At 59.5% G+C, this 20,610-nt stretch carries 19 protein-coding genes and 1 pseudogene; 12 read left to right on the forward strand and 8 right to left on the reverse strand.

Annotated features, from left to right (window positions below):
* The first annotated feature begins 227 nt into the window (after positions 1–227).
* The 5 genes from C1896_09530 (at position 228) to C1896_09550 (ending at position 4,343) form a co-directional block, all read left to right on the forward strand.
* A complete protein-coding gene (locus tag C1896_09530) occupies positions 228–1,391 on the forward strand; it encodes a flagellin (protein AZZ45124.1) in 1,164 nt (387 codons plus the stop codon).
* Positions 1,392–1,523: 132 nt separating this feature from the next.
* Positions 1,524–1,817: a flagellin gene (locus tag C1896_09535; protein AZZ47599.1), complete on the forward strand. Its 294-nt coding sequence runs from the start codon at positions 1,524–1,526 to the stop codon at positions 1,815–1,817.
* A 56-nt stretch (positions 1,818–1,873) separates the two neighbouring features.
* Positions 1,874–3,295 carry a branched-chain alpha-keto acid dehydrogenase subunit E2 gene (locus tag C1896_09540; protein ID AZZ45125.1) on the forward strand — a complete coding sequence of 474 codons (1,422 nt, stop codon included), beginning with the start codon at positions 1,874–1,876 and terminating at the stop codon, positions 3,293–3,295.
* 297 nt (positions 3,296–3,592) lie between these two features.
* Positions 3,593–3,979: a flagellar protein FliS gene (locus C1896_09545; protein ID AZZ45126.1), complete on the forward strand. Its 387-nt coding sequence runs from the start codon at positions 3,593–3,595 to the stop codon at positions 3,977–3,979.
* Between the two features lie 70 nt (positions 3,980–4,049).
* A complete protein-coding gene (locus tag C1896_09550) occupies positions 4,050–4,343 on the forward strand; it encodes a flagellar protein FliT (protein AZZ47600.1) in 294 nt (97 codons plus the stop codon).
* Between the two features lie 131 nt (positions 4,344–4,474).
* Here C1896_09550 and C1896_09555 read toward each other — a convergent pair whose 3' ends face one another.
* Both C1896_09555 and C1896_09560 read right to left on the reverse strand, forming a co-directional pair.
* Positions 4,475–4,756, reverse strand: a complete 282-nt coding sequence (locus C1896_09555) for a DUF1255 domain-containing protein (GenBank protein ID AZZ45127.1) — start codon at positions 4,754–4,756, stop codon at positions 4,475–4,477.
* Between the two features lie 117 nt (positions 4,757–4,873).
* The gene (locus C1896_09560; protein AZZ45128.1) at positions 4,874–5,215 is read right to left on the reverse strand and encodes a hypothetical protein; all 342 of its coding nucleotides are present in this window, start codon (positions 5,213–5,215) and stop codon (positions 4,874–4,876) included.
* 142 nt (positions 5,216–5,357) lie between these two features.
* On the opposite strand from C1896_09560, the gene C1896_09565 reads away from it, so the two are divergent.
* Positions 5,358–5,609, forward strand: a complete 252-nt coding sequence (locus C1896_09565) for a hypothetical protein (protein ID AZZ45129.1) — start codon at positions 5,358–5,360, stop codon at positions 5,607–5,609.
* A 383-nt stretch (positions 5,610–5,992) separates the two neighbouring features.
* Here C1896_09565 and C1896_09570 read toward each other — a convergent pair.
* The 6 genes and pseudogenes from C1896_09570 to C1896_09595 form a co-directional block, all read right to left on the reverse strand.
* A pseudogene (locus C1896_09570) lies at positions 5,993–6,652 on the reverse strand (glycosyl transferase family 2).
* A gap of 11 nt (positions 6,653–6,663) precedes the next feature.
* Complete coding sequence (locus C1896_09575; GenBank protein ID AZZ45130.1) at positions 6,664–7,350, reverse strand: DUF2064 domain-containing protein; 687 nt, start codon at positions 7,348–7,350, stop codon at positions 6,664–6,666.
* A 246-nt stretch (positions 7,351–7,596) separates the two neighbouring features.
* Positions 7,597–9,756, reverse strand: a complete 2,160-nt coding sequence (locus C1896_09580; protein ID AZZ45131.1) for a pyridine nucleotide-disulfide oxidoreductase — start codon at positions 9,754–9,756, stop codon at positions 7,597–7,599.
* A 120-nt stretch (positions 9,757–9,876) separates the two neighbouring features.
* Positions 9,877–11,256, reverse strand: coding sequence for a sodium:solute symporter (locus tag C1896_09585; GenBank protein ID AZZ45132.1), 1,380 nt, complete (start codon positions 11,254–11,256; stop codon positions 9,877–9,879).
* A gap of 10 nt (positions 11,257–11,266) precedes the next feature.
* Positions 11,267–12,244: a radical SAM protein gene (locus tag C1896_09590; GenBank protein ID AZZ45133.1), complete on the reverse strand. Its 978-nt coding sequence runs from the start codon at positions 12,242–12,244 to the stop codon at positions 11,267–11,269.
* 380 nt (positions 12,245–12,624) lie between these two features.
* Entirely contained in the window at positions 12,625–14,100 is a 1,476-nt protein-coding gene (locus C1896_09595) for an FAD-dependent oxidoreductase (protein ID AZZ45134.1), read from the reverse strand.
* Positions 14,101–14,550: 450 nt separating this feature from the next.
* On the opposite strand from C1896_09595, the gene C1896_09600 reads away from it, so the two are divergent.
* The 6 genes from C1896_09600 to C1896_09625 all read left to right on the forward strand — a co-directional run bounded on the left by C1896_09600 (position 14,551) and on the right by C1896_09625 (position 20,543).
* Positions 14,551–15,630 carry an endonuclease gene (locus tag C1896_09600; GenBank protein AZZ47601.1) on the forward strand — a complete coding sequence of 360 codons (1,080 nt, stop codon included), beginning with the start codon at positions 14,551–14,553 and terminating at the stop codon, positions 15,628–15,630.
* A gap of 289 nt (positions 15,631–15,919) precedes the next feature.
* Complete coding sequence (locus C1896_09605; protein AZZ45135.1) at positions 15,920–17,041, forward strand: L-fucose dehydrogenase; 1,122 nt, start codon at positions 15,920–15,922, stop codon at positions 17,039–17,041.
* A 24-nt stretch (positions 17,042–17,065) separates the two neighbouring features.
* On the forward strand, positions 17,066–18,634 hold the full coding sequence (locus C1896_09610) for a phospholipase (protein ID AZZ45136.1): 1,569 nt from the start codon (positions 17,066–17,068) through the stop codon (positions 18,632–18,634).
* Between the two features lie 349 nt (positions 18,635–18,983).
* The gene (locus C1896_09615) at positions 18,984–19,529 is read left to right on the forward strand and encodes a class I triheme cytochrome c (protein ID AZZ45137.1); all 546 of its coding nucleotides are present in this window, start codon (positions 18,984–18,986) and stop codon (positions 19,527–19,529) included.
* 13 nt (positions 19,530–19,542) lie between these two features.
* Positions 19,543–19,998, forward strand: coding sequence for a DUF305 domain-containing protein (locus C1896_09620; protein ID AZZ45138.1), 456 nt, complete (start codon positions 19,543–19,545; stop codon positions 19,996–19,998).
* Positions 19,998–20,543, forward strand: a complete 546-nt coding sequence (locus tag C1896_09625) for a hypothetical protein (GenBank protein ID AZZ45139.1) — start codon at positions 19,998–20,000, stop codon at positions 20,541–20,543. Before C1896_09620 ends, C1896_09625 begins: the two co-directional genes overlap by 1 nt.
* Positions 20,544–20,610 lie beyond the last annotated feature (67 nt).

Raw genomic sequence — 20,610 nt, forward strand, 5'->3', positions numbered from 1 at the left:
TTAAGGGGAGCAGCTTTTTATTTTCCTCCGATTACAGCCACATTTGCCGATAGGTTCACTGCGTCACCCTTTTCGTAGCCTTGGCCAAACGCTTCAAATTTTTAGCTAAAGCTTCCTGACGCACCGCCGATATCAATTACGAATGCGAACTCACTGGTTGCCTGAGCATTGCAGGCTAGGGTCGCAACCCAGGCAATACAAGCTAGGTCCGATGGAGGACAAACATCATGGCTTTGACAGTTAACACAAACGTTGCTTCCCTGAACACTCAGCGCAACCTGAACAATTCTTCCAACTCGCTCACCACTTCCATGCAGCGTTTGTCGACTGGCAGCCGGATCAACAGCGCCAAAGACGATGCCGCAGGTCTGCAGATTGCGAACCGTCTAACCAGCCAGGTTAACGGCCTCGGAGTCGCTGTAAAGAACTCCAACGATGGCATCTCTATGGCTCAGACCGCTGAAGGCGCACTTCAGCAGTCGACTAATCTTCTGCAGCGTATGCGTGATCTGGCCCTGCAGTCATCGAACGGATCCAACAGCGATTCAGAGCGTAAGGCACTGAACTCAGAAGTAAGCGAGCTGAAGAAAGAACTGGATCGTATTTCCAACACCACCACCTTCGGTGGCAAGAAGCTGCTCGATGGCAGCTTTGACACCACTACGTTCCAGGTCGGTAGCGCCGCGAACGAAACCATCAGCGTCAAGATTGACGAGATGAGCACTGATTCCTTGAAAGGAAAGTCGTTTGAAGGCTCTGTCGCTGCAGCCGGAGGAACCGCCAGCGCTTCAGGCACTGTTACTGTAAGTGGAACCGTCAATGGCGAAAACTTTACCGTAACCACCACCATCGCAAGTGGAACAACTGCAGCCCAGGCAACTCAGCAGATTGCTACAGCAATCAACGATGCGAACGTCGGTTTGGGTGCATTCGTGACTGAGGGTGGTGCTACGAAGGTGATGTCGGGCCTGGATGATGACGGTGCGGCTAACGCGCTGACCGCATTGTCAGTGTCAGCTCTTCCGACTGGCTTGACCGCTGGTGCTGCTTACACAGCTGCAACAGCCGCAACAGAGACAAAGATCTCGGGGATTGATGTAAGCACTGTGAAGGGATCTCAAACCGCTGTAATGGTTATCGACCAGGCGATTCAGAAGATCGATTCGCAGCGTGCAGATCTCGGTGCGGTGCAGAACCGATTCGAAAACACCATCGGCAACCTGCAAAATATCTCTGAGAACGTTTCGGCTGCCCGCGGACGTATCCAGGACACCGACTTCGCGGCTGAAACCGCCAACCTGAGCAAGAATCAGATCCTGCAACAGGCTGGTACCGCGATCCTTGCCCAGGCCAAGCAGCTGCCACAGGCTGTTCTGAGTCTGCTGCAGTAATCGAGCAGAAGGCGTAACGATGAGGGTAGGGCTCAGCTCTACCCTCATTGATTCATGAGAGGTGAATCAATGGACGTCGGGAAAGTAACGAGCGGCATCTCAGCATCAATGCCCGCTAGATCTTCACCCAGCCTGCTTACGGAGGTTGGGTTTTCTGCGTCTGAAAAGACTCAACAGCCGGAGAAACCAGCAGAAGCAGGGCAGCAGGAAAATATGAAGGACCTGGTCGAGCGGTTTCGCTCGCAGGTGCAAAGTATTCAGCGAGACCTGAGCTTCAGCGTCGACGCTTCGACAGGCGACGTGGTTGTAAAAGTCATAGATGGTGATTCGGGTACGGTTGTCCGACAGATACCATCAGAGGAAATTCTTCGGCTCACCGAGCGTTTGGATGAAATGCGTAGCTTGTTGTTCGAAGCCAAGGCTTAAACGGTACGATTTTTGTATAGTCTTCACGGTTAACGTTTTCTTGACGAGGTATGGCTATGGCTGGGGTAACTGGCATCGGTTCCGGTATTGATATCAACAGTATCGTATCCAGCATGGTGGCGGCCGAGCGCGCACCCAAGGCGACGCAGCTTGCCAATCTTGAAAAGAAGACGACGACACAGATCACTGCAGTCGGAGCGTTGAAAAACGCTATTAGCGATTTTCAGACGGCCCTAGGCAATCTGAACAAGCCTGAGTTGTTCAAAGCGCGCGCCGCCACTTCATCCGATACGAATCTTTTAGCCGTAAAAGCAGGCGTTACCGCCGGGGCTGGTAGTTATCAGTTAAACGTTACGCAGCTTGCCGCTGGTAGCAAAGTGGCACTTCAGGCCATCCAAGATGATCCTGCCGCCCCGGTCACGCTTGGCAGCGGGACGTTGACAGTGAGCGTCGGCGCTAAAGCCTTTCCCGCGATCACGATTGATGAAAGTAACAATACCTTGGCTGGAGTCCGAGACGCCATCAACAAGGCCGGAGCCAAAGATGGCTTGAGTGCGACCATCGTTACGGACACATCGGGCTCCCGGTTGGTGCTCAGTAGCTCAGTGACAGGAGTGAACGAGGACATCACTGTAGCTGTCAGCGGCGATTCGGTTGGTGACCTGTCGAAGCTTGCCTTCGCAGGAGGAGTGGACGCCCCAGGTTCTGACGGTTCAGCAGGTGTCATCGCTAAGGCTGCAAGCGCTGAACTCACAATTGATGGTTTGAACATCACCAGCAAAACCAACAGCGTCGACACGGCTATTGAAGGGGTTACGCTGGAGTTGAAAGGGCTGACGGAGGCTGGCAAGCCTCTTACCTTGGGAATTACGGCTGATGAAGCGGGCGTTAAGAAACAAGTTCAAACGTTCGTTGATGCCTATAACAAGCTAATCGATGTCGTAAACAGCCAGACGAAAGTAACCAAGGTGGGTGACGATAAGCTGCCCCTTGCAGGAGCCTTGGTGGGAGATGCTACTGCTCGTACATTGCTTAACACTATCCGGAATGAGTTAGTGAATGTGCAAGGTTCTGGCGCCATTCGGGCGCTGACGGATCTTGGCGTGACTACTCAGCGAGATGGCACGCTAAAGATTGACAATGACAAACTCAGCACTGCAATGGATGGTGGCTTTGAGGAATTGGCTACGTTGTTCGCCGGCGAGAACGGGTTAGCAGCTAGGCTAGATAGCAAGTTGAAACCATATACTGAGGCGGGAGGGATTCTCGAGCAGCGTAACCAAGCGATGACCAAGACAATTTCGGCGATAGGACAGCAGAAAGAAGACCTTGATCGTCGCATTACTTCTCTGCAAGAGCGTTTATACAAGCAGTTTAACGCCATGGATATGCTGGTGGGGCAGCTTGCGAACACCTCGTCGAGCCTGCTGGCATCGCTTGAAAATCTTCCGTGGTCGGCTAATAGCTCGAAACGATAATTTAACTACCGTCCATTGCGGCGCTTAGATTCGGCTACTAAGCGCGAGCAGTACTGCAGCCCCGCCACTCAAGAAGGCTTCGTCTAGATCGGCTTAAAGGCTGGGATAAGGCGTGCCTTGAGCCCAAACTTGCAGCCAATCGAACGACTCTAGCTGCGGAAACGCAGGGACACGACAGTTTTTTTGACCGCTATGAAAAGCGGTTTTTTTCGTTTTGGTTCATCTGTTGCTATCAAGCTTGCGAGCCTTTGACCGATAAACCTCATAAGCAATCAGATGTGGCGAGGGGCTTATCCAATGTACGCTATGGCAGCAATGAAGCAGTACCAGCAAGTGGGTGTTAAGGTTCAAGTCAACGAAGCTGATCCCCACCGCTTGATTCAAATGTTGATGCAGGGCGGCCTGGATCGAATCGCTCAGGCTAAGGGCGCCATGGAGCGTGATGCGTTCGCTGAGAAAGGCGTTCTGGTCGGTAAGGCCATCAACATTATCGGCGGTCTGCGCGATGCGCTGGACAAGAGTATCGGCGGCGAGCTGGCCGAGAACCTGGATCGGCTCTATGAATACATGACGATGCGTCTGTTCGAGGCAAGCCGGCACAACGATATCGAAAAGCTGAATGAAGTAGGCAGGCTGCTGGGTGAGATCAAGGTAGGCTGGGATCAGATTGCGCCTAAGGCGTAAGACGTTTGCTCTCGAAGCAGCCTACGATCCGCTTCTGATTTAGTCACTAGGTGCAGGATCGAGCATGGCCATGTCGTCACCCAAACAAGCATTCGCGTTACTCGCAAAGAAGTTGCGTGATGCTTTCGCGGCGGGCGATTGGGAAACCATTGCCCTGCTGGACGAGGAGTGTCGTAGTTTGGTGGCCGCGCTAGGTGAGCAGGATGCTTCTGACGCGGAGCTGCGCGAGCAACTGGCCGAGCTGTCACGGATCTACCTTGAGCTCCAGCAGGCTGGTCAAGCGGAGCGAGAGCGATTGGCTGGGGAGCTGACGCGCTTGAACCAGTCGAAGCAGGTCAGTCAGGCTTACACGACATTGGGGTAATTCGGTTGAGGTCGACGTTCGTGAGCAGTTTTGGTGGGCTGAAGCCCACCCTACAGATGATGTAGGGTGGATGGCGCTTTATCCATCCACCGCGCAAGCGCTCTGGATTGCCGCTTATCAAAATCTGCCGCTTAGCGGTACTCACACAAGTAGGCAGTCGCCTCCGCCACCTTCAGCTGAAACTTGCTGTTCGCCGGTACGGTGAACTGGGTGCCAGCGCCGAAAGTTTCGTAGTTTTCGCTACCCGGCAGTTTCACCTCGAGGCTGCCAGCGACAACGTGCATAACTTCCAACTGATTCGTGCCGAACTCATATTCGCCAGGCGCCATGACGCCGATGGTGGCGGGGCCCGCTGCCATGTCGAAGGCGATGGATTTGACGGTGCCGTCGAAGTACTCGTTGACTTTGAACATTCGAAAAATCTCTAAGGGGTGGGAAAAGGGCGGCCAGTATGCCGAAGCCGCTGGACGCCGTCATCAGATCGCATTGCGGCAAGCTACGCTGCCTAAAAATGCCCGGCGAAGCGACTGCTATGAGCGGAAGATGAAGTACACAGCGCCCAACAAGCACATCCCGGCCCAGAGGTAATCGAGCTTCAACGGTTGCTGCATGTACAGCACACTGAAAGGCACGAAGATGGCGAGGGTGATCACTTCCTGCATGATCTTCAGCTGACCGATCGACAGCTCGGTGTAGCCGATTCGATTCGCCGGCACCATGATCAGATACTCGAACAGCGCGATGCCCCAGCTGATCAACGCGGCTATGAGCCACGGCTTCCCGTTGAGTGTCTTGAGATGACCGTACCAGGCAAAGGTCATGAACAGGTTGGAAACGCACAGCAGGACGGCAGTCTGAATCCAGATAGGCATAGGTCACTCCGGGGCGGTGGCGAATCCTATTGGCTCTCGGCACGGCCTCGCAAGTATCAGACGGGCGTCGCGTCGCGCTAGTGTCTTTTGCTAAGGCTGCGACTATTATCGCTGCCCGTTATTTTCATTTCGGATCGTTGGAATGAACTGCCGTCTTGGTTGCGGTGCCTGTTGCGTTGCCCCTTCGATCAGCTCGCCGATGCCCGGTATGCCTTCAGGAAAACCGGCTGGCGAGCGCTGCCTGCATCTTTCTGAGCAGAACCTCTGCAGATTGTTCGGCTTGCCTTCCAGGCCTGCGGTTTGCAGCCAGTTTCAAGCGGATCATATTGTCTGTGGTGACAGCCGACAGGAGGCCATCCGACTGCTCGGCTGGTTGGAGCAAGCGACCGCATGATGATCGAGATACCGCCCCCGATTAGGGCGCGCTGAACAGCTGCCCCGATGTTTTCATCAGACCCAACTTGGTATGCGTCGGCTTACGGTGAAGGCGTTGAGGATGGGGTCCGTAAGCATCGCTTGCCGGCAGCTGGCTAATCCTGGATTACAGCCACACGGGTCGAAGGCTGCGCAGGCTCGCTCGAAGTCGAATCTCTAAGCTCAGTGCTCGAGCCGTCGCCGTCCCAGTCCAGGCAGACGGGGCCAGCGCTGGCGCTGTTAGTCGAATCGCAGCCACGTCAGGTCTTTAAACAGCGTTTTATGCCTGACAGGTAATCACTATCCCAGGCGGGAAGTATCGCGTGGCTTTGAGCCCGTTACGTTTCTTCTAGCGTAGAGCCGTGCAAGCGTAAAGGGCGACAGCCCCAGCATGAAACCCAGGACCAGCAGACGATTGCGGCCGGCGCGGCGCCACCAGCCATCGCGTTGCCAACGGCGTGAGCTGACCCCGAGCCCATGCTCCAGGCGGCGAAAATGCTTTTGGCTGCGCAATCCCTTGACCAGCGGAACTTCCTCGAAAAGCGGCCAGGGCGCATGTTGCCCTACGGCGAAATAGGTTGTCCGGCGAGCGAAGATGCCTTGATCGCCATAGGGCACGCCGACCCGGTTTCGCCAAGCCACCAGGCGTTCGATCAAGCGGCCTTGCCAGCTGTTCGTGTCGCTGAAGCGAAACGCGAAGTAGCCTCCCGTAGCGCCTTTCTCTATGGCCTCGCTCACGGCCATCAATGCCTGCCGGTCCAGATCGGCGTCGGCATGCAGAAACCAGAGAGTCTCATGCGCCGAGAGCGCGGCTCCCTGGCGTAACTGCTCGCCCCTCGATGGCGTTGCCGATGACCACAGCGCATCGTGGTTCCGGCACAGCGCTTGGCATCGCTCACTGACAGCCGCATCCACTACGACGATTTGCAGCGGAGTCCCGGTTTCTGACTCAGCCAGACGCAATTGCAGAAGCAGCCGATCAAGGTGCTCTTCGTCGTGCAGGCACGGGATGATCACGCTGATCCCTGATGAGCTCACCGTCGCAGTCCCTCAAGATTGTTCAGCGTTTGTAGCAGTCTTCGCCTCGCTGCTCTGGGGTCGTCGGCGAGCGCTTGGGCTGCAAGAGGCAGGTCCGCTTGTTCGTCGATATCGAACGATTCCCCGCTGAGCGCAACCGAATGACCCACCCGACGGCATGCGTCCGCCAGTGCGTGACCCAGTTCAGGGGTGCTCCACGGCAAGGCAGCTAGATCCGGCCAGGGAAGTTTCGACGCCATCAGCACCACCCCACCGTCTCGCGCAGCCACGAGCACCGTATCGTGTGTCCCCAACGCAGCGTGTACCCGCTGATAGTCATCCGGTGTGAGCGCTGGGGCGTCGCTTCCGATGTACAGAAGCTGCCGATGGCCGAGGCCGCGCAAGCTGTGGTCCAGGTTGTTGATTCGTTCGCCCAGGTTGCCGGCAGTTTGCGCCAGACACAGAGCCTGCGGCATCAGCTGTGCGGCCCAGTCACACGCATCCCTCTGATCGGGGGCAATGACGACCGGCCCGTGCCAGCTGCGCAGGTCTTCCAGTGCGCAATCAAGCAGATGCTCGGCGATATTCAAGGCTCGCTCGACACCGATGTGCACGGCCAGGCGCTGTTTGCCGTGGCCAAGGGCAGGTCGCTTGCAGATGAGGACCAGCGCTGCGTCGTCAGGAGGGGTTTGCTTCGTAGTCATCAAGCTGGCTCGTTGGGGATGGCGGGTGGCACATCTCGGCGCTGCGGTTATGTTCCGTCGGATAAGCCGCTCTGCTTATTGTTTGCAGCGAGGCGTTGAAGGTGTCTTTGGATCTGTCCTGTCGGGCATTCGATGCAAGGTCCAGCTGCTAACAGTTGAGTTTCACCCGTTGCTTCACCTTTACAGGTTGATCAAAGTGACGGTTCCGTTTCCGTTTGCGCCGACCTGCTGAGGGCTGTGCCCTGGTTATTGCGAATCCGCGCTGCCGCCAAGTCGCCAGCGGTGGAAGCGCGCCAGCCAGCGCAATACCGTGGCCGGGGCATGGGTGCGTTTCCATTCGCCGGCCACAGATTTGTTGGCTTCGGCCAGGGTCGGGTAAATGTGGATGGTGCCGAGAATCTTGTTCAGCCCCAGCCCATGCTTCATTGCCGAGACGTACTCGGTGATCAGATCACCGGCATGCTTGCCGACGATGGTAGCGCCGAGAATGCGGTCCTTGCCCGGCACTGTCAGCACCTTGATGTAGCCATAGGCGGCTTCATCGGCGATGGCGCGGTCAAGGTCATCCATGCCGAAGCGGGTGACTTCATAGGCGATGCCTTGAGCCTTGGCCTGCTGTTCGTTGAGCCCGACATGGGCGACCTCCGGGTCGGTAAAGGTGGCCCAGGGGATCACGCGGTAGTCCACTTTGAAGCGCTTGAATCCGCCGAACAGCCCGTTCACCGCGCCGTACCACGCTTGATGCGAGGAGACATGGGTGAACTGGAAGGGGCCGGTTACGTCACCGACCGCATAGATGTTTGGAAAGCGGGTAGCCAAGTACTCGTCAGTGGCGAGAGTGCCGTTTTCCCGCACTTGTAGTTGCAGTTCCTCGACACCGAAACCCTGAATATTGGCGGCTCGGCCCAGCGCGACCAGTAGCTGGTCGAACTCGATGACCACTTCACCGTCGAGTGAGAGATCACGGCAGACGACCTGCCGCTCGCCATCGATCGCGTCGAAACGCTCGGCGCGGTGCTGCAGACGTACATCCACACCGTCTTTGCGCAACCCCGCCAGTACGGCCGCGCTGGCGTCGGAGTCCTCACGGGGCAGCAGGCGCTCGTTGCGCTGAACCAGGATGACCTGGCATCCGAGCCGTTGAAAGGCCTGCGCCAACTCGCAACCGATCGGCCCACCGCCTAATACCAGCAGCCGTTTGGGTTGCTCACGCAAGGCCCAGACCGTGTCCGAGGTAAGCGGTGCGACCTGGTCGATACCGGGAATATCGGGCACCTTCGGACCTGCGCCAGTGGCGATGACGATGGCGCGGGTGTTGAGGCGCTGGCCGTTGACCTCGACGGTCCACGGCGAGGTGATCCGTGCTGTGCCTTCGATTACCTCGACGCCGAGTTCGGTGTACCGCTGAACCGAGTCATGTGGCGCGATCGTGGCGATCACGCGCTGGATGCGTTGCATGACGGCGGCGAAGTCCACCTCGCCCTCGATTGGCTTGAAGCCCAGCTGCTCGGCCTTCTTGAGCTCATTGGCCAGTCTGGCCGAGCGGATCAGCGCCTTCGACGGGACACAGCCTGTGTTCAGGCAATCGCCGCCCATCCGGTGTTTTTCGATCAGAGTGACCTTGGCCTTTACCGCCGCTGCGATATAGGCGCTGACCAGCCCACCGGAACCGGCGCCAATGACCACCAGGTTACGGTCGAACCGACGTGGTTTTTCCCAGCCCGCGTAAACCTTGCGTGCCTTGAACACGTCCAGCGCCTTACGCGACAACACCGGCAACAGCCCCAGCAGCACGAAGGCGCCAATCAGCCCCGGTGAGAGAATGCCGCCCAAAGACTCCAGCTGACCTAGCTCGCGCCCGGCATTCACGTACACCAGCGTTCCGGGCAGCATGCCCAGTTGACTGACCCACCAAAATGTACGGACGGGTAATTGCGTAAGACCCATCGCCAGATTGATCAGGAAGAAGGGAAATACCGGGACCAGACGCAAGGCAAACAGGTAACTGGCGCCTTCGCGGTTCACGCCCTGGTCGATCTTGGCCAGTCGTTGCCGAAAGCGTGCCTGCACCCAGCTGCGAAGCAAGTAGCGGCTGAGCAACATCGCGAGGGTCGCGCCGAGCGTCGATGCGAAGGACACCAGCAGCGTGCCGCCAAACAAACCGAAAAGCGCTCCGCCGACAAGCGTCATCAATGCGGCACCAGGCAGTGACAACGCCGTGACCAATACATAGCCAAGGAAGAAAACGCCACCCGCGAGCCATGGGTGAACCTCCACCTGTGCGTCGAGCGCCGCTTGCTGCGCCTTGATCGCGTCGAGACTGAGGTATTGGCCCATATCGAACACGAAGAAGCCGGCCAGCAGCACCAGAATCAGCGCCAGTACCGCGATTTTTCGGCTATTCATCCCTGCCTCTCCGTCATTGATGCTCGACCGCATGGGCTGGGTCGCGCCTGATGCTGGCAACTATGGCTGCGCGAGCGGGACGCGAAACGATCACGTGGCGAACAGCGTCGCCCGTACGCATCATTGGCGTCCTCGCAGCCAGCCCGGCAGCAGGTATCCCAGGGTGCACAGCAACAAACCATAGAGGTTGGTGCCGAGCAGCAAGGCATATTTGCCATCGCCAATGGCCCAGTTTGGCGGAATCCAATCAAGCGTCAGAGCGATGCCCAGGCAAAGGCCAGTCCAGAAACTCAGGTGGAACCCCAGGCGAGTCGGGTTCGTCAGGCCGTGCAGGATAAACACCGGGGCGAGCCCAATGACCATGGTCCCGCTGATTGTCGTGGCCTTGAGGATATCGGTCCCCGCGATCATCGGCAGGTTGCCCAGCAGGGCGAACAACACCATCGCTGCCATGCCCAGACCGATGGCCCGTGCCCCCAGATCACGCCCGGCCAGCAATGGCAGTTCTCGCCCAACCAGCTTGGCGAGACTGGAAAATGTCGAGTCCAGCGTCGAGCCCGCGGCCGATACCATCACCACCGTCATCACCAATAGCGCGCCGATGCCCATAGTCTTGGCCAGGGCCGCCGGGACGTTGTCGGACGCCGGCAAGCCGGTCAATTGTGCATGTACCCCAATCAGACTGAAGGCGAGGATCGCGACGAAACCCAGGATGCCCGCCAGCAAAAAAGCACGGCGCATGGTGCGTTCTTCGCTGATGAAACCGCGGTCGGTAAGCACCGGATCGTGGAAGCCATAACTGAGTGCCTGCAGCCCCGCAACCAGCAGCAGATCGACGCCCGCATTGAGTGACCAGTGACTGGTACTGCTCAGCTCCTCTACCGTGTGTTGCGGCAGTACCAGGCCCAGGACCCAAATCAGCGCAACGATGAAGATCGCCATCTGCGCCGCGTCGGTCAGTATCGAGCTGCGAAGCCCACCGCGCAGGCTGTAGCCCAGCGTGACAGCGGTGAACAGCAAGGCAGCCGCAATGAACTCGGGGCTGCCAGACGCTCCGTAGTAGCCGCCGACCACCGCGGTATTGCTCCACACCTCGTTGAACAAACGGATGAGGATCGCCGCAGTGAACGCCAGGGCCGCCGCGTGACCGTAATGGCTGGAGAGAAAACTCACCAGGCCGGTAGCCGCAAAGCGCCGGCGCAAGCGATAGATGACGAAGCCTGTCAGGGGGATTGAGAGCCAGTACATGGCGTACGCCAGTCCGCCGACCAGTCCATAGCTGGCACCCAGATTCGCCGCGTTGGTCACTGACTTGGCGAAGATCCAGCTGATGAAGATGCTCGAAGTCAGCAACCAGGGCGCGACGCTGCGGCCGTGTTTGTCCTGGCCTTCAAAGAAGCCACCCAGCGTCACCGAGCGCGGGGACAAGGCCAGCATCGCAGCGCCATAGAAGATCAGAAAGCCCCAGAAAAACAGCCCCGTCCAGCTGCTCATATCCATTGCAACGTCCTTATTCGATCAGGCTGCCACCGCAGCTTGAGCCTTGCCCCGCAGTACAGGCATAGCAGTGATCGCGCGTCGCAATGGCGTTGCCTTCGAGACTGGTCGTCTGGAGCAGATTGCGCAGATGCGGCCGGTCTCGGCCAGTCAGGCCGGGCATGGCGGTCGGCAGGTCGAGCATCTGATTGAAGTCGCAGTCATACAGATAACCTTGCCAATCCACGCTGATCAGGCTGCGGCACATCACTGCTTCCAGGTTGGCTGGCCGATAACTGTCGCGCAGTAACTGCATGTAGTCAGCGAATTGCCCTTTGCTGATTAGCGTGCTGCCGAAGCGGGCAATCGGTTGGTTGGTGATGGTCAGCAGATGGTCAAACTGGATACCGAAGTCTTGTGCAAGGTTCGCTTTGTAATCTGCTTCGAGCGCCGCTTGTGGCGGTGGCAGGCTCGGCCCTTGTGGGTTGTAGACCAAGTTGAGCGTCAGGTCGCTACCGGGTTCGCCGTAGCCAAGTTGGTTGAGCTTGCGCAGCCCGGCGATGCTGGCCTCGAACACGCCATCGCCGCGCTGCCGGTCGACGTTTTCGCGTGAGTAGCAGGGCAGGGACGCCGTCACCTCGACGCCTTGCTCGGCCAGAAAATTCGCCAGGTCCTCGTAGCCAGGCTCGCTCAGGATCGTCAGATTGCAGCGGTCGATAACCCGCAGGCCCTCACGGCGCGCGTGGGCGACGATCTCTCGAAAGCGTGGGTGCATTTCCGGTGCGCCGCCGGTGAGGTCGAGCGTATGCACAGGATGCGCATCGATCGCCTCATGCAGCAGGCCGAGGCTCTCATCGGTCATCGCCTCCGTGCGAGTCGGCCCGGCGTTCACATGGCAGTGCAGACAGCGCTGATTGCACTGGTAGGTGAGATTGACCTGCAAGGCCTCCAGCGACCCGCGACGCAGCGGCGGGAACGCCAGAGCGTTCAGGAGGGGAAGCGTGGCATGCATGGTGATGGCTGCTCGTGTGGAGAGATGTCCATTGGCGTCATTACGTGGCCCAGCGTTACAGGTTTTTCATACGCACACAGTGGATCGCTTCGTTCAAGGTCGCCAGGGTGACAGCCTTTATTGCCTGTAGCTCGAAAGCCACGTTCGGATCGCACCATTGAACGAAAGGATGCCCGGAAACCAGGCCGCTGTGTTCGGCTGATATGTATCAGGGGTGTTCCCGGTTCGCTCAGCCACCGGCCTCAGAGCCCTCGACGCTCAGTAGCGCATCGACCAACAACTTGACGCCGAGCCCTACTGGAACGACCCCAACGCGCCTACTGGCATCCGAGGGACGGTTGGCATATCAAGCGACCCGCTCAGCTGCGAGTCGCTGACGCTCAAAGCGACCTAGCTGCCAGCGGCTGGATGGCCGGGCCGTGAATCACCTCACCGTCAGCCTGGAAGATCGAGCCGTGGCAGGGGCAGTCCCAGGTGCGGTCGGCATTGTTCCAGGTAACGCTGCAACCCATGTGCGTGCAGGCCGCGGAGACACCGTGCAGCACGCCGGAATCGTCTCGCCAGACCGCGATTTGCTCGTCGCCGCGGGTAATCACGCCACCTTCGCCGGGGCCGATAGCGTCCAGCTCATCGACCTGTGACTGGCTCTCGCCGCTCAGGTTGAAGTCGTCCGGCGAGGGCCGCCTGGGGTCGTAAAGTGTCTTCCAAGGGCGCCGCCCGGTGATGATCTGGCGAGCGATACCAAGGCCGGCGGCGGTGCCGTTGCTGATGCCCCACGCATTGAAACCGGTGGCGACGAACAGCCCGGGCGCCTCCTCGGGATCGGCCTCGCCAACATAGGCCATGTGGTCGGCGGTGTCGTAGTCCTCGTTGCACCATTGCCATACCGCCTCGCCAACCGGCAGGTTGCTGCGCGCCCACTGTTCGAGATCGACGAAGCGCTGCGCCACGTCTCCGTCCTGCCCGGTGTTGAAGCGCGGGCCGAGTACGAGCATCAGCGGGCCTTGATCGTCGCGACCCATGCGAATCGAATGGGTCGGGTCTTCGGCGGCGATGAACATGCCCTCAAGGTGGGCTTCGTCCTGGGGGCGGAAGGCGATTGCCACATGGCAGCGTGGTTGGGTCGGGCTGATCAGGTCGATTGGCGTCTCTACCGGCATGTGCGTGGCGAGAATCACCTGGTCGGCGCTGACCGTGCCGCCATCGAAACTCACCTGCCAGCGGTCGTTGCGCTCGAATTTCTGCGCGCGGGTTTGCTGATGGATCTGCCCCCCGCAAGCCTGTACCGCCGCCGCCAGGCCGACCAGGTAGCTGGCTGGGTTGAATTGCGCCTGGTCGGGAAACTCGAGCGCGCCCGTGGTCTCGAAGGGCAGCGGCGCGCGGTCGAGCACCCGCGCGGCAAAGCCCAGGCAGCGAGCCGCCTCAGCTTCACGCTCGATGGCCTCGCGGCCTTGCGCGGAACAGGCATAAGCGAAGGCGGACTGGCGCTGGTAATCGCAGTCGATTTGCAGGTCTTCGACCCAGTGGCGGATGCGGTTGACCGCTTCGCGGTTGACGTCGGCGTAGCACTGCGCCAGGTCCTGGCCGAAGGTATCAATCAGGTGTCGGTAAATGAGGGCATGCTGAGTGGTGACCTTGGCGGTCGAGCGTCCGGTGACCTGTCGGCCGATTTCGCGCGCTTCGAGTACCACGACCTTCTTGCCGGCTTCGCAGAGCGTCATGGCGGCGCTCAGCCCGACGATGCCGGCGCCAACCACCACAACGTCGCATTCGCTGTGGCCGGTCGCTGGCGGGAAGTCGCTACGGGGTGCACTGGCATTCCAGCAGCAGTCGGGTAGGGCGGATAGCGCGGGCATGGGTAGGGTCCTCATCGGCTGAGTCGCATGGTCTGTCGACATCTCATCACCTGCCACAGCTAACGGCATGGCCGGAGGTTCACGAAACGTCGGGCACTAGGGAGTAGAGCGGTCCGGTTCGGGCTGGTTCCTGACCACCGGGCAGGACGCGCCAATCGACACCCATCCGGCCTTACTCGCGTCGGTTAGTGCGAAAAACAACAAACGGAGCCCGCCGTACCCGTCACTTCCTCGCGCACGCAGACCGTCTTGTGTCGACCTGCCGCACCCGCCTACTGCATCGGCGCTATGACAGAGGCGTCAGGAAACTCCGATGTCGGCGCTGCTCTGAATCAGCAGTTCGCTGCTTCTGTTGCGTCGCAACAGAAGGTACCGATCAAGGCGGAACAATCAGCCTGGTGGCCGATCCGAACTAGCTATGAGCAAAATGAAAGCTGGGGAGGGCCAGCCATGACCGAGGGCATCCTGGTTGGGGTGACTGTGGTTTTCGTGGCGATCACTCTCATTCAATACTGGAGCCAGCCAAGCTGGTGGGTGCGCGGTTGGGATTTCCCCAAGTTGCAGGTGGGCGCGCTGTTGCTGGTACTGCTGCTGGTTCAGTTGCTACTGCTGGATTTTTCCAACCGCTGGAACCTGCTGCTGCCGCCCGCGACGCTGGGTTGCCTGGCCTACCAGTGGTGGTGGATACGGCCCTACACACCGCTGGTACGCTGCGAGGTCGACTGGGCCGACCCGAATGACGACGGCCCGCGGATTCGTATCCTGTCCTCCAATGTCCTCACGCCTAACCGCCACGCTGATCGCCTGATCGCGCTGGTCAGGCGTTACCAACCGGATGTACTGGTAGCCCTCGAGACCGACCAGTGGTGGGACGAACAGCTGCACGTACTCAGCGACGACTACCCCTATTGCATCCGCTGTCCGTTGGACAACCTCTACGGCATGCACGTGTTTTCGCGGCTGCCGTTGGAGCATCAGCGGCTGAGCTTTCTGGTGCAGGACAATATTCCCTCGATGCATGCCCGGCTGCGGGTCAATGACGAGCTGGGCGTGCGCATGCACTTCTTGCACCCGGCGCCCCCGAGCCCGACGGAAAATGATGAGTCCACCGAGCGTGACGTCGAACTGCTGATCGTCGGGCGCAGCGTCAAGCAGACCGATGAACCGGTGATCGTCAGCGGTGACTTGAATGACGTCGCCTGGTCGCCGACCACGCGATTGTTCCGCAAGATCAGCGGCCTGCTCGATCCACGCATCGGTCGCGGCATGTTCAACACCTTTCACGCGCAGTACCGCTTCCTACGCTGGCCACTGGATCACTTCTTTCACAGTGCCCACTTTCGCGTGGCACGCATCGAGCGACTCGCGGATATCGGCTCGGATCACTTTCCCATGTTCATCGAACTGCAATACGACCGTCGCCACGCGAGCGAACAGCACAGTTTGGAGGCCGATGCCGCTGATCGCGCCCGGATGCAGCAGAAGGTCGCGCAGGAGCCAGCCAGCAAAGATGATGTGCCGCGGCCTTGAGCTTACAACTCGGACCGTCAGTTGCGATTCGATGCCAAAAGGGGCGGCTCTAATGCCTGGCGTTAGGTCCGCGTTGGAAACTCTGCGCCAGAGGGAGTTGCTAAGCGGTTGCCGCAACGGGTCTCGGCCAGACCCATGCCACCCCGGCGCGGAGCAGACGCCCTTGTGACCGCCCGTCCCACAGAGGGAATGCCTCGAACGGCCGGCAGTCCTCTTTGTATCGGCCCACCCCGAGGCGCCGCAGAGCGCGACGCGTTGAGCTCGGGACCGCATACCTACAGGAGGCTGCATGCAGCGTCGTATTTTTCTCTCGACCCTGGCGGCTGGCAGTGCGCTGGCGCTGACTACGCCGCACCTATTGGCGCAAACGAGCACCGCTCCGTCCACAAGCCGCTCTCCCGAGGCGCTGCCGCGCAACGAGGGCGAGCACCCACGCTATCGACCGCCACAGCGTTTCGGGCTCGGTGGCGCCATCGCCCTGGGCGATATGCGCCGGCAGATCACTGAAGAACAGGCTCGCGCCATTCTCAAGGCTGCGTGGGAGCAAGGCATTCGCTATTACGACACGTCGCCCTGGTACGGGTTGGGGCTGAGCGAGCGGCGGGTCGGCCAGTTGCTCTATCCGCGCGACCGCGATGGCTACGTTTTGTCATCCAAGACTGGGCGGCTGCTTGAACCCGACCCCGGCTACGACCATCCTGGCTGGGAAGGCGTCGACAACTTCCGGCCAAAGTGGGATTTCTCCGCCTCCGCAACCCGCCGTTCTATCGAGGACAGCCTGCAGCGCCTGGGTGTCCCGCGCCTGGACATGGTGTTCATACACGACCTGTCGCCTGATCACATGGGCGCGCAATGGCGCGAACATTTCGACGTCGCGCGCAAAGGCGCCATGCCAGAACTGGTGAAGATGCGCGAGGAGGGGCTGATCAAAGGTTGGGGGCTGGGCGTCAATACGCTCGAGCCGCTGCTCGACACGCTGGAGGTCTCCGATCCGGACATCAGCCTGTTGGCCACTCAGTACTCGCTGCTCAAACATGAAGATGCCCTTACGCGTGCGTTCCCGGCTTGTGAAAAGCGCAACGTCTCGCTGGTGCTCGGTGCGCCGCTCAATTCCGGTTATCTGGCCGGTGGCGAGTATTACAACTATGACCGCGGCGCGCCGGCCGATATAGCCGAAAAGCGCGAGCGCTTTCGGGCACTGGCTCGCGAGCATGGCGTCGATTTGCGCACGGCGGCCCTACAATTTTGCAACGCGCCGGATGTGGTTGCGGCGGTGATCCCCGGAGCAAGCAGCCCAGAACAGGTCCGTGAGAACGTGGCGTCGATAGTCGATGCGCATGTGCCGGCTGCCTTCTGGGTGGCGGCCAAGAATCAGGGATTGCTGCATGCAGACGCGCCAACGCCGCGCTAATCGACCTGTGCTCCGGGTGCTACTTTGACTTTCGCTGATGGCGGAACCGGCCGCGCGACTCGGCCGCGCGGAGTCGCACGAGTCACAGGCCACCGGTCCGCCTCGGCGCACCGATCGCCGGGACGCGCCGAGGCACCTGTCTCTGACTTGAAATCGCGCATCGACTCGCTGGTCCAGGCCGCCACGCCTGGCCAGTCGGGGTTTCGTCTGTTGCTGTCCGGCCAGGATGCGTTCAATGCACGCGCCGAAGCCATCGCCCAGGCCACCGAGTCGCTCGATCTGCAGTACTACATTACCCACGACGGCATCAGCACCCGCCTGCTACTGGGTGAACTGCTACAGGCGGCCAACCGCGGTGTGCGTATCCGGCTGTTGCTCGATGACTTCGCAAGCGATGCGCGCGACCACCGCATTCTGCTCAGCGCTGCCCATCCCAACATCGAGATGAAAGTGTTCAATCCGCCTAACAAGGGGCGCAAACGAGCCACGACGCGGCCATTGGGTCGCCTGCTTGAGCTCCCTCATCAGCATCGGAGAATGCACAACAAGCTGCTGTTGGCTGATCGCAACCTGGTCGTCATGGGCGGGCGCAACCTCGGGGATGAATATTACGACGCCGACCCTGAGCGCAATTTCGTCGACATCGACCTGCTCTGTATCGGCCCTGTGGCCAGTGATTTTTCTGCCAGTTTCGAGGCGTATTGGCAACATTCACTGGCCGTGCCCATCGATCAAAGCCTACGTAAATCCATCAAGCGGTTCGGACGAAAGCACCAGCCCCGGCCCTTAGCGCAGGAAATTGACGATGCGTGTAACAAGGATCCAGACCAATGCGCGCTGCTGACTGCTTACCGTCGAACGCCACAGCTCGGCACATGGCTGGACCAGTTGGTATGGGCGACGGGCACAGCACTGTGGGATCCGCCCGGTAAGCTTGCGACAGCCTCGGTGCCCGACGAAGGTCAGATGATGATCGCGCCGCTACTTCCCGTGGCACAAGGCGTACGCCGAGAGCTGATGTTGGTGTCCGCTTACTTCGTGCCTACCTGGGCAGGGCTGGCTTATTTAAGCGACTGCGCGGGTAGGGGCGTGTCGGTTCGGGTACTGACCAATTCGCTCGAGGCGACGGACGTCCCGCTGGTACACGGCGGCTACCAGCCCTATCGCACAGCTCTGTTGAATGCGGGCGTGCGGCTGTTTGAAATGCGAAAAAAACCGGCGACGCACTCGCGCTACAGGCTCGCCGACACGCCGGTGAGTCTGCATAGCAAGGCGGCGGTATTCGACAATCGGCAGGTATTCATCGGCCCACTGAACCTGGACCCACGCTCGGTACTGTGGAATTCCGAGGTGGGCGTTCTGGTTGACAGCCCGACGTTGGCCAATGCTGTGCGCCAGCTGCTGGCCGAGGGGCAAACAGGAACCGTGAGCTACGAAGTCGAAGTCGACGGCAGTACCCGAAGCGCCGGGCTTGTCTGGAACTATGAAGATGACCAGGGCCGCGCGCTCAAACACAAACGTGAACCGGCCAATCCATGGCGACGTTTCAACGCCTGGTTGGCGCGCCTGTTGAGAGTTGAGCCATTTCTCTAGTCCCTAACGCAGGCTGACCCAGGCACAGGCGCAACAGACGGGACACAGGCAGGGGATTCCTGTCGGCACTATCTGGACGGTGCCGGAGGACATACTTTCCGAGCCGTCGAGAGCGTCAAAGACCACCGCAGTTCAGTATTGGCCTTCACTGCGGCTTAGTGCTGTTCACCTCGTTTCGACCGGACTAGGGCCTTGACTGTCCGATATGGCGCACGCCAGCGAAGTTGTCACGTGCTTCGCTTAATCCCCAACATTACATTTCAGTAAGTTGGTGAGTGGCGGGCAACTATGGCCCGTGTTGTCGTGTCTACGCCACTACGGACGGCAATCGTTTAGTGGAGGCCATCACATGCAAAAAGATAGAGGTGTTTTTCTAAAAGGCGTCTTGGGCGGCGCTGTATTAGCCGCGTTGTTAGGTTTGCTGCTGGTATTGTTCGTTGCTTATACCGGCGCTTACAACATAGCCGCTTCTCAGGATCATTCGCCCTTCGTTCGCTGGTTGTTCTCGACCACCATGCAAAACTCGGTGGCAGCGAGAGCAGATGAATTAGACGCGCCCACCGAGTTCTCCGAGACGCAAATTGCCGCCGGTGCAGAGCACTATAAGGCGATGTGTCAGCACTGCCACGCTGGTCCAGGCGTGGAAAGAGCCGAGTGGGCACAGGGGCTGCTACCGCAACCGCCGCACCTGGTCGAGGAGGCCGCGCATTGGCAGCCGAACGAGGTGTTCTGGCTCGTCAAGCATGGCGTTCGCATGTCGGCCATGCCGGCTTTCGGCGAAACGCACAAGGATGCCGAGCTCTGGGACATTGCCGCGTTCGTGAAGCAGCTACCCGGCATGACCGCCAGCGAGTACGCCGCGCTGGGTCAGCAAACCGGCACGCATAAGCACTAGAAGGAAAAACATGATGCAGATGTCTTATTGGCGTTTCGCCGCGATGATCGCAACTTCCACGGTCGTGATGTTCGGCCTGATGTACCTAAATACTTACGCTTTCGAACATATTTTATGGAGCGAGACCCGGGCGTGGATGGCGCTTTTGATGGGCGCAGTTATGGCCGTGATCATGCTGAGTTTTATGCTCAATATGTATAAGAAAAAACGGGTCAATATCGCTATATATATTGGCAGCCTCGTCGTATTTGCGTTGACGCTCTGGATAATTCGAAGTCAGGCCACGGTTGGTGATGCGGAATATATGAAGGCCATGATTCCCCATCATTCGATTGCAATCATGACGAGCGAGCGCGCGCAGATTACCGACCCGCGAGTTCGCAAACTGGCAGATGAGATCATCGCGGCGCAGCGTCGCGAAATAGCGGAAATGAAATACCTGATCAACGAACTCGAGAGGGTCGACTGATGCGTCTTCATATGCACCGGAGCGGCCCGAGGTCGCTCGCCTTGAAATGGCTCACGCCGCTCGCCGCACTGCTGCTGACCGCCTGTGGCGACCCTGCGCCTGGGGAAGGTGTTAAAAAGCCGCTGATGAGCGGACCGACACCAGAGGTTGTCAGTGCGCGCGAAGCGGTGGGCACGCCTGACATTCCGACGATTGATCCGCAGACGCTCGATGCGGCCGAGATCGAGAAAGTGCTGGGCGCGGGGCCGCGTTGTCTCTTTGCCTACACAGCCGAAAGCGCACCCGTGGTTGCTCTTGAGGTCACTGGCGATAACGCTGGCCAGGGTGTGGTGAAAGTTCATGGTCGGCTGGTAAAACTTGCGGCGCAGCGTGTAGAGGCCGGTGGGTTTGCTCTGAGCGCTGACGGCATGTCGGTCAAGATCCAGCCGGCAGACGCGGGTGACGAAGCCAGGCCAACCGAACTGCGCGAGGCCGATATGCTATTCGAACTGGAACAGGGGCTACGGGTTGGCTACCGCGGCTGGTATCGCTGCACCACACCGTGATTCCCACGTGAATGCATCGATCCGCACCATAGCCATCCCATGAGCCCGCGTGTCCTTTGACCGATCC

The organism is Pseudomonadaceae bacterium SI-3 (assembly GCA_004010935.1).
GTDB lineage: Bacteria > Pseudomonadota > Gammaproteobacteria > Pseudomonadales > Pseudomonadaceae > Stutzerimonas.

Excerpts from the sequence above, each read along its gene's own strand:
- C1896_09575 (AZZ45130.1), bottom strand. The coding sequence starts at position 7,350 with ATGACTACGAAGCAAACCCCTCCTGACGACGCAGCGCTGGTCCTCATC.
- C1896_09605 (AZZ45135.1), top strand. The coding sequence starts at position 15,920 with ATGCAGCGTCGTATTTTTCTCTCGACCCTGGCGGCTGGCAGTGCGCTG.
- C1896_09580 (AZZ45131.1), bottom strand. The coding sequence starts at position 9,756 with ATGAATAGCCGAAAAATCGCGGTACTGGCGCTGATTCTGGTGCTGCTG.
- C1896_09600 (AZZ47601.1), top strand. The coding sequence starts at position 14,551 with ATGACCGAGGGCATCCTGGTTGGGGTGACTGTGGTTTTCGTGGCGATC.
- C1896_09625 (AZZ45139.1), top strand. The coding sequence starts at position 19,998 with ATGCGTCTTCATATGCACCGGAGCGGCCCGAGGTCGCTCGCCTTGAAA.
- C1896_09545 (AZZ45126.1), top strand. The coding sequence starts at position 3,593 with ATGTACGCTATGGCAGCAATGAAGCAGTACCAGCAAGTGGGTGTTAAG.
- C1896_09565 (AZZ45129.1), top strand. The coding sequence starts at position 5,358 with ATGAACTGCCGTCTTGGTTGCGGTGCCTGTTGCGTTGCCCCTTCGATC.
- C1896_09530 (AZZ45124.1), top strand. The coding sequence starts at position 228 with ATGGCTTTGACAGTTAACACAAACGTTGCTTCCCTGAACACTCAGCGC.
- C1896_09560 (AZZ45128.1), bottom strand. The coding sequence starts at position 5,215 with ATGCCTATCTGGATTCAGACTGCCGTCCTGCTGTGCGTTTCCAACCTG.
- C1896_09620 (AZZ45138.1), top strand. The coding sequence starts at position 19,543 with ATGCAGATGTCTTATTGGCGTTTCGCCGCGATGATCGCAACTTCCACG.
- C1896_09585 (AZZ45132.1), bottom strand. The coding sequence starts at position 11,256 with ATGGATATGAGCAGCTGGACGGGGCTGTTTTTCTGGGGCTTTCTGATC.
- C1896_09590 (AZZ45133.1), bottom strand. The coding sequence starts at position 12,244 with ATGCATGCCACGCTTCCCCTCCTGAACGCTCTGGCGTTCCCGCCGCTG.
- C1896_09595 (AZZ45134.1), bottom strand. The coding sequence starts at position 14,100 with ATGCCCGCGCTATCCGCCCTACCCGACTGCTGCTGGAATGCCAGTGCA.
- C1896_09555 (AZZ45127.1), bottom strand. The coding sequence starts at position 4,756 with ATGTTCAAAGTCAACGAGTACTTCGACGGCACCGTCAAATCCATCGCC.
- C1896_09540 (AZZ45125.1), top strand. The coding sequence starts at position 1,874 with ATGGCTGGGGTAACTGGCATCGGTTCCGGTATTGATATCAACAGTATC.
- C1896_09550 (AZZ47600.1), top strand. The coding sequence starts at position 4,050 with ATGTCGTCACCCAAACAAGCATTCGCGTTACTCGCAAAGAAGTTGCGT.
- C1896_09615 (AZZ45137.1), top strand. The coding sequence starts at position 18,984 with ATGCAAAAAGATAGAGGTGTTTTTCTAAAAGGCGTCTTGGGCGGCGCT.